Annotated in this window: 12 protein-coding genes; all 12 read left to right on the forward strand. The window is 64.6% G+C overall.

Going from position 1 to position 14092, the window contains the following annotated elements; translation table 11 throughout:
• The first annotated feature begins 430 nt into the window (after positions 1–430).
• A complete protein-coding gene (locus Q4C85_RS04230; RefSeq protein WP_303139924.1) occupies positions 431–592 on the forward strand; it encodes a hypothetical protein in 162 nt (53 codons plus the stop codon).
• 136 nt (positions 593–728) lie between these two features.
• Positions 729–3122 carry a serine/threonine-protein kinase gene (locus Q4C85_RS04235; RefSeq protein WP_303139926.1) on the forward strand — a complete coding sequence of 798 codons (2394 nt, stop codon included), beginning with the start codon at positions 729–731 and terminating at the stop codon, positions 3120–3122.
• Between the two features lie 285 nt (positions 3123–3407).
• Positions 3408–3719: a hypothetical protein gene (locus tag Q4C85_RS04240; RefSeq protein ID WP_303139928.1), complete on the forward strand. Its 312-nt coding sequence runs from the start codon at positions 3408–3410 to the stop codon at positions 3717–3719.
• Between the two features lie 77 nt (positions 3720–3796).
• Positions 3797–5275: a hypothetical protein gene (locus Q4C85_RS04245; RefSeq protein ID WP_303139930.1), complete on the forward strand. Its 1479-nt coding sequence runs from the start codon at positions 3797–3799 to the stop codon at positions 5273–5275.
• 151 nt (positions 5276–5426) lie between these two features.
• Positions 5427–5966 (forward strand): hypothetical protein, encoded by a 540-nt coding sequence (locus Q4C85_RS04250; RefSeq protein WP_303139933.1) that lies wholly within the window; start codon positions 5427–5429, stop codon positions 5964–5966.
• 1157 nt (positions 5967–7123) lie between these two features.
• Entirely contained in the window at positions 7124–7849 is a 726-nt protein-coding gene (gene cpaB, locus Q4C85_RS04255) for a Flp pilus assembly protein CpaB (RefSeq protein ID WP_303139935.1), read from the forward strand.
• The gene (locus Q4C85_RS04260; RefSeq protein WP_303139936.1) at positions 7830–9380 is read left to right on the forward strand and encodes an AAA family ATPase; all 1551 of its coding nucleotides are present in this window, start codon (positions 7830–7832) and stop codon (positions 9378–9380) included. Before cpaB ends, Q4C85_RS04260 begins: the two co-directional genes overlap by 20 nt.
• 53 nt (positions 9381–9433) lie before the next feature.
• Entirely contained in the window at positions 9434–9754 is a 321-nt protein-coding gene (locus tag Q4C85_RS04265) for a TadE/TadG family type IV pilus assembly protein (RefSeq protein ID WP_303139938.1), read from the forward strand.
• 167 nt (positions 9755–9921) lie between these two features.
• Positions 9922–11055 carry a CpaF family protein gene (locus Q4C85_RS04270; protein ID WP_303139941.1) on the forward strand — a complete coding sequence of 378 codons (1134 nt, stop codon included), beginning with the start codon at positions 9922–9924 and terminating at the stop codon, positions 11053–11055.
• Positions 11052–11978 (forward strand): type II secretion system F family protein, encoded by a 927-nt coding sequence (locus Q4C85_RS04275; RefSeq protein ID WP_303139943.1) that lies wholly within the window; start codon positions 11052–11054, stop codon positions 11976–11978. Before Q4C85_RS04270 ends, Q4C85_RS04275 begins: the two co-directional genes overlap by 4 nt.
• A 3-nt stretch (positions 11979–11981) precedes the next feature.
• Positions 11982–12872 carry a type II secretion system F family protein gene (locus Q4C85_RS04280; protein ID WP_303139945.1) on the forward strand — a complete coding sequence of 297 codons (891 nt, stop codon included), beginning with the start codon at positions 11982–11984 and terminating at the stop codon, positions 12870–12872.
• 20 nt (positions 12873–12892) lie between these two features.
• Positions 12893–14092, forward strand: coding sequence for a sensor histidine kinase (locus Q4C85_RS04285; RefSeq protein ID WP_303139948.1), 1200 nt, complete (start codon positions 12893–12895; stop codon positions 14090–14092).

Genomic DNA, 14092 nt, shown 5'->3' on the forward strand with positions numbered 1-14092 from the left:
GCTGGCCCAGCGCCGCTAGGACCCCGCGCTTTGATTTTTTCGGGGGCTGGGTGGGTGTGTCGGGGGCCCGGTATTTGAGTCCGGGGCGTTGCGGTGATCCCGGGGGTGTCGGCCCCGGAATCACCGCAGATCCACGCTTTGACCGACTCAGCCCCGGACTCATGTCGCCGGCCCCGGACTCATGCGGCCGGGATCAGCGGGGGGCGTGCGACCTCGCCGACCAACCGCACCCGCGATGGGAACCACGCGAGGGACGTCACTCACGGGCGTTGGCCCGCCTGCCGCAGAACGATGCGGTTTCCTTCGGTGGCCTGAGGCCGCCTGCCTCGGTTGGTGTCCGACGCGGACACGTGAAGTCTCCGCGGGCGGCGACTGGGCGGGGCGAGCGGGTCGCCACCTTGTGGCGCCTCCTCCCAGTCCCGATCTCGAGGTGTCGTATGTCCCGATCTCGGCGGGGCAGGGCACGCGGGTGTGCCTCGTGTGGCCCGACACCGGGCAGGACGCCGTCGTCGTGGACCGCATGATCCCGGAGGACTCGATCTTCCGGTACCCGTCCTGGCGCCTGACCGACGTTCCGGTCGAGTCGGCCTGAGTGCTTCGCCGCCCCGGTGCGCAGGCCGGCGAAGAAGTCTGCGCGGCCGAGGGCTCACCGGTAGATTGGCGGCCATGATTCAGCGGAGCACGACACGATGACGACGACGCACCCTCCGGCCGATCCTCCTCGACGGATGGGCAGCTCCTACGTCCTGGATGAGCGGATCGGCGTGGGCGCCCAGGGCGAGGTCTGGCTCGCCCACGCCGTGGCGGCCCCGGAGAGGGCCCTGGCGGTCAAGGTCCTGCGCGCCGAGCTCATCGAGGACCCCGGCGTCGTCGAGCGCTTCATCCGCGAGCGCTCCACCCTCATGCGCGTGTCCTCCCCCCACGTCGTGGGCGTGACGGACATGGTCGTCGAGGGCTCCAGCTTCGCCATCGTCATGGAGCATGTCGGGGGCGGGGACCTGCGCCGTCTCCTGGAGGTCTCCGGGCCCCTGACACCGGCCGAGATCGCGCGGGTGGGTGCGGCTCTGGCCCAGGGGCTGGCGGCGGTCCACGCCGCCGGCATCGTGCACCGGGACGTCAAGCCGGCCAACGTGCTCATCGACCGGGGGACCGGCGGGCGGCATGCCGCGGGGCCCGACCAGGCGGCACAGGCTGTGCAGGCAATGGCCTCCTCGACGATGACCCTGACCGCCTGGTCGCCGCGGTTGGCCGACTTCGGGGTGGCGCGCATCTGCGACACCGTCTCCTCCTCGCGTGCCACCGGCGCCATCGGCACCCCGCTGTACATGGCCCCCGAGGTCCTCGACCCGGCTGCGCCCGGTCCGGCCGTCGACGTCTACTCCCTGGGGGTCGTCCTCTACGAGGCGGCCTGCGGGACGCCCCCCTTCCAGGGCGCGCCCGCCCAGGTCCTGGCCCAGCACGCGCGCCGCGACCCCGGTCGTCCCGAAGGGCTGCCCGACGCCCTGTGGGAGCTGATCGTCCGGATGCTGTCCAAGCAGCCCGCCGAGCGTCCCAGCGCCCAGGAGGTGGCGGCCCGGCTCCATGAGCTCTCGCCGTGGTTCGTCGGCCTGCCCGCCGCCCCCCGCCTGGCCGACCCGCCCGCCTCCCTCCCCTCGGCGGTCCCCTACGAGTGGACCGACACCGGCACGACGCCGCTGACCGCGGCCGAGGGCGCCGACCCCACCGAGAACTACGGCATCACCCCGATGCTCATGGTCCCCACGGGGACGCAAGGGTCCCCCGTGGGCCCGGCCTCCCCGGCCGCCCCCACCCCGGCCGTGCCGGGGGCCTCGCCGGCGGTCGGCCCGGTGGCGCCCGGACCTCGGGCCCGCAGGCGCCGCCGCGGCCTGCTCATCGGCGCCGCCGTGCTCGTCGTCGTCCTGGTGGTCAGCGCCGTCGGCGTGTTCCTGTGGCGCTCGCGCATCGGCCAGGATGCTCTGGCCGGCAGCGTCGCCGCCCTGCCCGCCGCGGCCACCGCCACCGAGGTCATGCGCCTGGCGGGGACCTACGACTACCGCGTGGCACCCGACGGGGCGATGCTGCTGGCCAACGGCGCCGACGGCTGGGGCCTGTACGACCTGGACTCGGGTGCCACCGAACCGGTGTGGCAGGGGGAGTGCATCTACGCCGAGTTCTGGACCAACGAGCAGGTGCTGTGTGAGCACCTCGACAGTGCCCTCCTCGTGAGCGGCGACGGCGCGACCACCTCGGACATCCCCGGCCCTGCTGAGCGGGAGCTCCTGGGCACCACCGGCACCGCCGCGATCCTTATCGACGGCTGCTACAACGGCTCGATCGTGGCGGTCGGGGCCGACGGCGCCGAGCTGTGGCGGGTCGACGGGGGCTACTCCGCGGCACGAGTGAGCGATGATCTCGTCGTCACCTACGAGTCGGGGTCCAAACGCGTCCAGGTACTGGATGCGGCCACCGGTGACATCGTGCTCAGCCAGGCGGCCTCCGAGCTGCCCGACTTCGACACCGCCGCGCCGGCCGGGGTGGGGGTGGGGCGCTACCTCGAGGGCTTCTACACCGAGGGGACCGACCTTAAGGTCTTCGACCCCTCGGGGACGCAGGTGGGAGCCGTCGAGGGCTTGGGGACTCAGGCCGAGGCCGGCTGGGTGCTGTCGACCGAGCGTTCGGCCGAGGACTTCTACAACGCCTTGTCGCAGTCCGGCGCCGACCCGGCGGCGGTCAACGTCATCGGTGCGCGCAAGCACGCGGTCGTCGAGATCGACACCTCCGCCTGCACCGCCTCCCTCCAAGGGGAGGATGTCTCCTTCGAGGTGCCCGCCCCCACATCGGAGGAGACCTGTGTCATCACCCCGGTCGGTCTGATCGGCGGGGACCGGGCCGTGCTGCTGGGGACCGGTGAGTACTCAGTGGACTCCCAGGCCACCGGAGACCGGGTGGTCGCCTACGACCTGGGGGATGGCTCGGTGCAGTGGCAGGTGCGCGGCACCTTCGTGTCGGCGCTGCCGGCCTCGGAGCAGGTGGCGGGCACGGCCAAGGGCAGCCCGCGCCTGCTCGTCCAGGAGGGCGGCAGCTCGGGTGACCTTGTCATCTACGCGATCGTCCCGCGCTGAGCGGGCAGGCCTGCCCATGGAGCCGCGGGCTGCTAACCGATACGGTCGTTCTGGACCGAGACGCCGATCGGCCCCGCCGGCCGCGGAGCGCCTCTTGAGGTGCTCCGCGAGCCACCGGCACCCGGACCGATCGGCTACCCTCTGACCCTCGCACCTAACCCCTGGGAGGCACCATGCGCCCGTCCTGCGCATCGCGGACCGGCTCCCCGTGCAGCGGGGTGTCCCGGCGTGTCGTTCTGGGCCTGCCGGTGCTCGGCGTGGCGGGGGCTCTGGCGGCCTGCTCGGATGAGGAGAAGCCAGTGGTGCGCACGACCGCCACGCCCACCGTCCGCGCCGGTCGACGTCGAGCAGGTGACCGTCTTCGTGTCGCGTTGCGGCTTCGTCACCGTTGCCGTGCTCGACGCCGATGCCGACGGCGCCCCCGCCATGGACGTCGATGCCGTCCTGACCCAGGCCATGCCCCTGGACGACCCCACTGCACCCGCAGGCCTGGAGCGCTACGCCGAGGCCATCGACGGATCGAGCGCCGGGCTGACCACCGAGGAGGAGACCACGGTCGATAGGGGCGAGTGCGCCTCTCGGGCAGGGGCGGCCTGAGGGGCGATGGCCCCTGTCGAAGGACGCCGGTAGCAGATATTTTGAGAACAAGTAAGTATTTTGCGGAGGAGGAAACCATGATACAGCGACGTATCGACAGTCGTGAGCAGGGTGCAGCGACTGTGGAGTACGTCGGAATCGCATTCGTCGTTCTTGCGCTCATTCTGGTCATCGGAGCGATGACCATGTCCGGCTCCGGAATCGCCTCAGCGATCGCCTGCAAAGTTGGGGAGGTGCTTGGGGCGGCAAGTTGCACGGCCGAGGAGGAGCATTCGGTCGTGCCACAGCCCGGAGATGTCGTCGTCAGCAGGGACGATGAGCGTCACTCGGCGAAAGGGACCGGTGCGGGGAACATTGGTGTTGTCGAGGCAGGTCTTTCCGTCACTGATGGTGGGACGCAGTCCTACCAAAGGAACGCTGATGGTTCCGGCTCGATCACCATCGGAGAGTCCTGGGCGGGGAGCGCGCACGGAAGCGTTGGAAAAGATATTGATAGTGGGTCCGCCGAGGTTGCTCTGCAGGCTAAGCTCGAGGGTGAGGTCCAGTACAATACTGACCAGGTCTACAACTGCCGCTACGGGGCGGCTGAAGGGGAGCGGGACTGCGAAGAGTTTCGGCAGCAATGGTCTAGGCAGCTGGCGGCAAAGGCGGACCAGGGTGTCGCGGACATGCTCAACGAGGACGACACGATCGACGAAAACCCCGACGAAATTCGCGAATCTTGGCAGGGTAGGATAGCGATTACGGGAGAGGCGGGCGTCGAGGTCGAGGAGACCAAGGCGGGGGAGGTGAACCTCTCGGCCTCTGGGAAGATCGAGGGAGGCACTCGTTGGGATAGTACCTACGGAGTTGACGAGAATGGTGAAAAAGGACAGAAAAAGGGGTACTCGCAGACATACTTCTACTCCCTCGGAGGGGGTGCCAATGCCAGCGTCAAGCTCATGGAGGAGGAGTTCAACAGCTCCGGTATCGAGATAGCGGGATCCGCTGGCGTAAAAGTGAGCGGTGATGTCGGCGTCGAAACTAAGTACGAGTGGGATGAAAATGGAAATCTCTCCAAAGTGACGTTCACGACAACGAGCAACGTGCAAGGTGGGGCTCAGGCTGACGTCGGTGCCGAGGGAGAAGACAAGACGGGTGCAGACACCTCGCCGGCCGGTGGTCATCTCGATGTGCAGGGCGGACAGGCCGTGGAGACAACGGTGGCCATCGACATGGCATCTCTTACTGACGCCGAGAGGGCGACGGTTGAGCAGTATGTGGGATCGTTCCAGGGCTACAGTCCGATACTTCCCGCCGCGGCGTACAATCCGTCCAGCCCCGCGGCCCCGGATGATGCGCTGGGGACGGTCATCCACGAGAATGCGACTGTGACCAGGTCCGTTTACTCGACGCGCACCGCGTCGGAGGAGAACACCCTCGATGCGTGGTTCCTATCGTACACGACCTCTTCCGAGTACCAGAACAGGACCCTTGTCTCACAGCAGTACCTGGCCGAGCCCGGGGCGGACGGCCGCCGACAGTACGTAGACACCCCTGGAGTGAATGTACCATGATGTCGACCAGTTGTGCACACCCCGGGAGTAAGACATGCACACGATGAGTAGGCGTTCGATCGTTGGTTTGACTGCGGCGCTGGGGCTCAGTGGGCTCGCGGCATGCGCAGGGAACGACGATGGTGGGGATAGCGCCGGAACACCGACATCGGTGGCAAGCACGCCCGCCGGAACGGTTGAAAGCGGCCCTCCGCTGATTGTCGAGGTGACGCAGCAGTCCACCGACGGTACGAGCATTGAGGTGGTGACGGGGGTGAGCGTCACCCTTCCGTCGACACTCGGATCATTCTCTGACAGTAGTTCGGCGAAGCGTCGGGCCCGCTACTATGCCGCCACCGATGATTTCGGTCTGATCGCCGTCGATACGGCGTCATTCAAGGTCGACGCGCCAGGCATGGCCGCCCGTGGTGAGTGGGAGGCGTCTCGTGAACAGGTCACCGAGCTCTCGGCGCTTATGGAAACGACATGGCCGGGCGCCGAATACGCATGGACATGGACCTGGACGCAGTCCGCTGATGCGTCGGTCTTCGATCCCGAAGGCGGCGCTGCCGGAGTGGTGGCGGTCGACGGCGCTGCTCTTCTCATGAGAACGACTGCCGGACAGGACCTCTACCTAGCCGCCTTTGCGCCACAGGGCGAGCTCGAGGGGAGCGCACCTCTCGCAGCGCTCGAGTCGCTTAGTATCAGGTGAGCCGAACCACAACGACTGTGGGCAGGTGGTGCCTTCGTCTGGGTCGGCCGAGCCGCGGCCGGGGGCAGGGGGTAGGTCTCGTCGCCACGGCAGACCTGCGCCGGTGGCGTGTGGAGTCGCCTGAAAACGTGCCTGACCCGCACGGAGGTCGCGTTCCATTCATACGGGCATCAGGGGCGATCGCCGCGGGGCATGACTCGCCGTAGTAACGGTGTTACCTTCGTCTCAAGGCGGTTGCACCGATGGTCGGTAGCCAATCGGCTACCTATGATGGGGGACGTTCCAGTCGACCAAGATCGTTGCGTCTGTTAGTCACAACAATCTTGCTCGTCCCCTTGCGATGGGAAGGCTGCTGCCCAGATGCTCCTCCTTCGAGGCCGAGATATTCTCGGTCCTGGCCTGCCTCCGGAACTCGATATCGACGAGGCTGCTCGCCGGCTCGCCGTTGGCGGCTCAGACTCTGTTCTGCTGGTGTCGAAATCAGGTCGGGATGCGCATGCGGCTGGAATGCTGAGGCAGGCGTTCGGTCCAAACGATATTGCGGTAGTGACGCATACAACCAGCTCGCCGACGCGGCAGCTGCTCATCTCTCTGTGTCTCGCGCAGCTGATTGGTTCCAACCTCGGGCTGGCCGGCATCCTGCTCCGCGCACTGGAAGGGCAGGTCGCCACTCAAGCTCTTGTGACATCTGTGACCCGGCTGTCGTCTCCCGCGCCGTCATTGTCGCAGCACCTGCGCAGTCTCATTCCGGGAAGTATTTTCGCCATCGATGTCCAAGCGGGTAGTGTCTCATCAGTGTCCTCGCCCGAATGGCGATCAGTTGACGCGACGACCGTTGGCGCGTGGTGCACCGGAGGCAAGGCCGACAAACTCGCCGAAGGACTACACAGTAGTGGTCTGCCGCAGGTGACTGCTCCTGAGAGTGCGAGGCCGTGGGGTGCACGCGCATGGGCCGAGATGAGCACTCTGGCCGACGATCCCGACGTTCTGGTCAACCGCTTGTCCAGGGTCATTGGCTCTTCGTGTTGTCCGCACTGCGGTCGCAGAGCCGGAGGGCGAGGTTGTCTGTTTTGCGGTACATCGGCGTCTGAGGCACCGGCGCCCGAAGTCTCTTTGCCCCGGTTGTCGGAGCCGAGGCAAGTTAGGAAGATGCGTTCATGAACCCTAGGCAGCGTCGAGGAGTTCTGCTCATTCTCGTGACCATCGTGGGAGCATTGGCGACTTTCGCAGCGGTATTCTCCTATGTCAACACTGTGTCATCCCAAGTCGGGCCTATGACGACCGTCCTTCAGTTGACGACGGACGTGGCCGAACTTCAGACGATCACGAGCGAGCATGTCGCCGAGGTCGAGATCCCCGAGCGCTGGGCGCCGGAAACCGCGGTGCGTTCAACGGAGGAACTCGAAGGCATGGTCGCCTCGGGCACCTACACCGCCGGCTCGATCGTTCAGACGGGCATGTTGGAGAGCCCTCCCGGGCTGGCGCAAGGCTACCGTGAGGTGGCAATCGTCGTTGACGCTGAAACGGGCGTCGCGGGCAAGGTCCGTTCAGGTGACCATGTCGACATCTTGGCAACTATTCAAAACGAGCAGACAGGTGAGCAGACCTCGCAGGTTGTCATTCAGAACGCCTTGGTCATCGAGGTCGGGGTCGTGACTACTACAAAGGACGAGGACTCCTCTGGCAATTTCCAGGAGGGTGAGACCGTGCCGGTGACATTTGCTCTTTCGGCTGAAGACGCACTCAAGCTCACTTACGCCGAGAGTTTTGCTGTCAAGGTGCGCCTGGCACTACGCGGTGAAGGCGATGATGCCGCATCCGTGACGCAAGAATACCCTATTCCAGGCGCACAGGAGATGCCCGATGCTGCTGTTAGTGAGTGACGACGAATCGATTCGAATTCAGGTCGGTGCGGTTGTCGCAGAGGTCGACGGCCTTGGTGAGCTGGTGACTGCGACGACTGCTGCTCAGGCCAGGAGCTTCTTGGCCCAAGAGGGGTCGACAGTCTCATGTATGCTCGTGGACCACAACCTTGCCGATAACGTCGCCATCTCCCTCATTCAGGAGGTGGGACTGTCGCACCCATTGGTCCCCGCCGTCCTGCTGGCCCCGCAGCGAACCATCGATGTCGTTGACCTTGCGGTTAGCGCGGGCGCGCGAGCGGTGCTCGCGGTACCGGTGTCTCTGGAGGACCTGACGAGCCGGCTGGCTCCGGTCATCGCCTGGTCGCATGCGGCACGCAGCGGGTTGGACGCCGTTGAAGCGGTCGACATGTCCCGGCGCATGGGAACGGTGACAGCAGTCGTGGGCGCCAAGGGCGGAGTCGGATCCTCCACACTCACGCTCCTGCTCGCGTCACGGCTGGCCCGGCAGGGCCGGACCTGCGTCGTCGACCTCGATCTGCGCGGTGGTGACCTGGCTGCGATGACCGGAATCGGGGTACGACGCTCGATCATCGATCTTGTCGACATCGCGGCGGAGATCAGTGCACGGGAGATCGCCGAGGTCATTTACCCGCTGCCAGGCGGCCTGTCACTGCTTCCCGCCCCGGTGCAGGGTGAACGTGGTGAGGAAATGACAGAGGCCGCAACTAGGCAGATCATCACTGCCTTGCGTTATCAGTTCGATCACGTGGTACTTGACTGCGGCAGCCGTCTTGATGCCGTGCTTGCCATGGGACTGGACTGCGCGGACCGAGTCCTCGTCGTCGCCTCACAGGACGTCCAGTCTCTCCGGCGCACACGGCAGTTGACGGCAGCGATGGAGCGGCTGAGCATAGCGCGTGGGGCGTCGATCGGCCTGGTCATGAACAAGATCAACAGGAATCGGGAGATCCAGCCCGCAGCCGCAGAAAAGATCGTCTCCGTGCAACTACTCGGCTCCATTCCTGACACGACCAACCATATAGAACTCATTGTGAACACCTCGAGCATCTTGTCGCTCCAGACGCCAGTCATGCTCAAGGCTGTGGACAGAGTTCTCGCTCGGGCGCTCTCCCTGACGGGCGCCGTTGCTTCGGCTTCGTTGCCGCCGATGCAGGGCACCCGTGCCAAACGCAGCACACGGCGAGCCCGACGCAAGCGAGCAGGTGCGGATGAGGGGCAGCTCCTTGTTGAGTTTCCCGCCGTATTCGCCTTGGCTACACTGGTGCTGCTCGCATGTGTGCAGATTCTTAGCTACGGGGTGTCGTGGATCTATGCGACGCATGCGGCCGAGGAGGCGGCACGCGCCTATGCAGTGGGAATGTCGACCAGCCAGGTGCACGAGGAGGTTGAAGACCGCCTTCCAGCCATCTGGGCGCAAGGCGTCAGCGTGAGTCAATCCGGGGCGTCGCAGGTCTCGGTGACTGTCGAGGTACCATCGGTGGTAGATCTCCATGCGACTGCGACCACCGGGATCGTGTGGGAGGAATGATGCGACAGAGGCTGATAAGCGCGCTACACCGCGGCTCTGAGGAACGAGGAGCAGTGCAGACCATCGAGCTCGCCGTGTTCGTCCCGCTTCTCGTCATGATCACCATACTCATGGTGCAGGCATTTATGGCGGTGGCAACTGTGACGTCTGTCGAGGCAGCCGCCCGGGACGGAGCGCGGGCCGGTATGAACGGCCAGTCGGTGAACGCTGCGGTCGCCGCGGCATTGCCCGACTGGGTAGTTGTCCAGTCGGTGACTCGGCCGTGTGCGTCCTCCACATGCGTCCGAGTGACCGCCAGGATCCCAATCGGTATGCCTTTGCTGACCAATGAGTCAGTCACCGTCAGTCGTACCGCCTATTTTCCGGAGGGCTGACAATGGCGTTACGAGACAGGCTCGGCGGCGGTGGCGGCGTTGAGCGTCAGCGGTCGGATGATCGGGATGACCTTGTGCGGGTGTACCGTGCACGTCTGCTTGAGGAGGTCGATCTCGACGAGGTAGCGTCCCTTGACCTACCGCAGCGCAGGGCCCGGTTGGAGCGCATGCTGTCTCGCCTGCTCTCCGTTGAGGGGCCGGTGATGTCATCGCGTGAGCGTTCGTGGCTCATCCGTCGAGTGGTCGACGACGCTGTTGGCCTGGGTGTGCTGGAGCCATTGGTCGCCGACCCATCGGTGACGGAGATCATGGTCAATGGACCGAATGACATTTTCGTTGAAAGAGCGGGACGTCTTGAGCGAGTTCCGACTCGCTTCGCATCAGAGGCCGATCTGTACCAGATGATCGACAGGATCGTGTCGACTGTGAACCGACGCGTCGACGAGTCAAGTCCGATGGCGGACGCCCGGCTTCCTGGGGGCGAGCGAGTCAACGTGATCATTCCTCCGTTGGCGCTCGATGGTCCCACCGTCACGATTAGGAGATTTCCACAGCCTTTCCGGCTCGATGACCTGGTCGCACGGCGCAGCCTTCCGCGATCGGCTGCAAATCTGCTCGCCCTGCTCGTGCGCGCGCGGATGAATGTGCTTGTGTCTGGTGGAACCGGGAGCGGGAAAACGACCTTTCTCAACGCGCTGTCCGGCCTCATCCCTGATCGGGAGCGCATCATCACCATTGAGGACGCTGCCGAGTTGTCCTTGCAGCAGCCCCATGTCGTTCGCATGGAGGCGCGTCCGGCGAACACGGAGGGCGAGGGTGAGGTGACGATCCGTGATCTGGTTCGTAACTCCTTGCGTATGCGCCCGGACCGCATTGTCGTCGGCGAGGTCCGCGGCGGGGAGACGCTGGACATGCTCCAAGCGATGAACACCGGTCACGAGGGATCACTGACGACCGTCCATGCCAATTCGCCTATTGACGCACTTGCCCGGCTCGAGACTCTTGCGTCGATGTCCGACATCAGTCTTCCAGTCGAGACCCTCCGGGACCAGATCAATGGCGCGATCGACGTCATTGTTCAATTGGAGCGTGACTCTCATGGCGTGCGTCGGGCGAGCGCGATCGACGCCGTGGTCTCTCAACGACGAGAGACCTACCAGACTCTTCCGATTATGCGCTACACCCGAAGTCCGGCCGACGAAGAAGGGCGGTTCGACATCCATCCGATCCCCTCGCAGCTTGCCGAGCGTATCGCTGCGCGGGGCTACGAGATAGGAACCCTGTTCGAGGAGGTGCCGTGATCACGTCCGGCGCGGTTCTTCTCGTTGCCGCTGCAACGACGATTGTGGCCAGCCTAGCAATCGTGACACTCGGTGCTGCGTCGTGGCGCAGCACCGCGATCGCGGACAGCGTGGGAGCGACAAGCGGAGGCGGGGCAGGAAGAGTCCTTGCGAGACTCGATCGTGTGCTCGGCACGCTGGGTGTTACTCGCGCCGTGGCGAAGCGGTTGTCGGGGGCGGGCCTAAGTTGGTCACCGGTCAAGGTGATAGTGATCGTCGTCGCTATCGATGTCGTTCTGTTCGTCGTCATCCGCACTCTCGTCGGCAATATCGGAGCGCTGGTAATAGCCGCCTCGTTTCCTGTCATCTTTTTCCGGTGGGTTCACACGAAAGTGGTGCAGCGAACAGAGAGGTTCATCGCCCAGCTTCCCGAGCTGGCAAGGCTGCTGGCAAACGCGACGAGCGCCGGGCTGTCTCTGGAGCGCGCGCTTCTGCTCGCAGCCAGAGAGATGCCCGAGCCCGCCGCCAGTGAGCTCGCCCGCGTTACTGCGCAGATTGGTGTCGGCTGGACCTTCGATGCCGCCCTGAACGACTTAAGCGAGCGGATGCCGTCCCGAGAGCTTAACGTGCTGGTCAGGACCTTGCTCATCCAGTCACGGACGGGCGGAGGTCTTGTGGGGGCGTTGCAGGATATTGCTCTGTCACTCGATGAGCGCAAGGAGCTGAGGCGTGAGGTGCGGACTGTGATTCTTGGCTCAGCGATCAGTGGCTACATTGTTCCGGTGTTGGGAATCGGATCAGTGCTGTTCTTGAACCTGATGGAGCCCGGTATTCTCGACGAGATGATGAGGTCGTTCATCGGTCAGATGATAATTTTTCCCTCCGTTCTGCTGTTTGGGCTCGGCGCGCTGTTGATGCGCGCTGTCTCCAGGGTCGAGGTGTGATCGATGGCTGTCATATTTGCGGCCCTGGCAATGGTGATGGTCTTGGTTGCCGCGTACGGCATTCGGTTGATCAGGGCGGATGTCGCTACGGATCTGCTTCCGGTCGAGGAGGGTCATGCGACTGAGGATCGGGTTCCGGGTCCATTCGTACGGCTCATTGATTTTCTGGGAATGCGTTTTCAGCGCACGCTCAGGCGGATCTACGGCCCCATGCGGATCAAGGCCCTTGATGCGCGGCTCAAGAACGCAGGCAATCCTGAGGGGCTCTTTCTTGACCTGTTTATGCAGCGGGAGGCGGGCTTTGTCGTCTTGGCTGGTTGTATCGGCTTCTTTTTCGCGCTCACCGGTCGTTGGCTCCTCGGGTTGCTCCTCGCCGTTGTGTTCGGCGGCTGGATGCACTTGTGGCTCATCGCGGCAGCACGTAAACGTCGGGCGGAGATCGATCGGGACCTGCCGGACTTTCTCGACGTACTGGCAGTGACCGTGAGGTCGGGCCTTCCTTTCCGTTCTGCTCTGGAGCGCGTAAGCGTCAACTTCGAGGGTGCGATCGCTGAGGAAATGATGCGCGCGCTCCATGAGATGCGGTTGGGCGCTTCGCGGAGAGACGCTTTTGTCGCCCTCCGTGAGCGCTGTGGCTCCCAGAACATCTCCACTTTTGTGGGTGCGCTCCTGCAATCCGAGGAGTTGGGGACGCCCATCGCAGATGCTCTCGTCTCGATCACGTCCGAGATTCGAAAGGAGCGTGCGCAGGAGGTCAGGAGGGCTGCCGCTAGGGCGCAACCGAAAGTCACCCTTGTGGCGACCGTGACGATGTTGCCCGGCGCCATGATCCTTATGGCGGGTGGAATCATTTTCTCCAACCGCGAGGTATTGGCTGGAATGTTCGGGGGCTGATGATGGGTGTGAGGGACGTTGTGGCGGTCGAGTGGCGGGTGGAGCGCGATGCGGTCGCGGGTGCGGCCGCCTTCATCTGCGATATCCGCCTTGGGCTGCTTGTGCTCATCGAGTGGGGCCTGTTGCTCACAGATGCCTCATTGGCGTCCATCGTCGTCATCGTCATTGCGATGGGCATGAGTTGGATCCCGCTCAAACTATTCAAAAGCACGCCAGCCGATCGCCTCCTCGGGTGGAGCTTCGTGGCTGCCGATGCTGTCTTGTGCTGTGTCGTGACCGTGGTCGCCATTCCGGTGTTTGCTGGCGCATTCTACCTTGTACCTGGTTATGTCATCGCGTCGGGCTTGCTCGTCGGGCTGCTGCTCGCAGGGTTGAAGTCGGCGGTGTGGACCACCTGCGTCATCTGGGCTCTGGTCCTCGGGGCTTTCTTTGAGAGGCGGATGGCGCCGGAGTTCTTCGGACTGGCGGTCGTGGGAGTCACCGTGGTCGCCGTGTACTTCGGCCACCGACTTCGTGATCGGATGCGACATGTGGCCCGGATATCCGCGGAGCTGGCGCAGGCGCGTGCCAGCGAACGGGGGGTATCTGAACGGTTGATGATAGCGCGTGATCTTCATGATTCCCTGGCAAAGAGCGTTCACGGAATTCGGATGCTCGCTGAGACGCTTCACGCCTCTCTGGAGTCCAGTGCTCACCCGGATACTGCGCTCAGTCGAGCGCTATTCGATTCGGCAGATGAGGCCAGTCGCGAGGCGCGGCTTGTGCTCGACGGACTCCGCATCCCCTGTCAGGGGGATCTCGTGTCGGTGCTCGTGGAGGAGGTCCGTCGCTGGGGCGCGCGTACAGGGGTCGGAGTCGTCGTCGAGCCGGTTGGCGGGCATGCTCGCGCATGGCAGTGCGACAGTGACACGTTGTGGCAGTTGCAGCGGATCATCGGCGAGATCCTGTCGAACGTTGAGAAGCACGCGCAAGCGGAGACCGTTCGCTTCAAGGCGCAGATGGCTGACGGTGTCAGTATCGAGATCACCGATGATGGTGTCGGCCTGAACGCTTCCGACAGGGATCTGGTGGGTTCCGGGCACTATGGGTTGTCAGGCATCCGAGAACGGGTCAGAGAGCTCGGGGCGGAGTTCTCTCTGGACTCGCGCCCGGAACCGGACGTGGGCGTGCGGGCACGTCTTTTGGTGCCGGCCAGGATTCTGACTGAGCGGAGGGCGTAG

The organism is Actinomyces sp. (assembly GCF_030524025.1).
GTDB lineage: Bacteria > Actinomycetota > Actinomycetes > Actinomycetales > Actinomycetaceae > Actinomyces.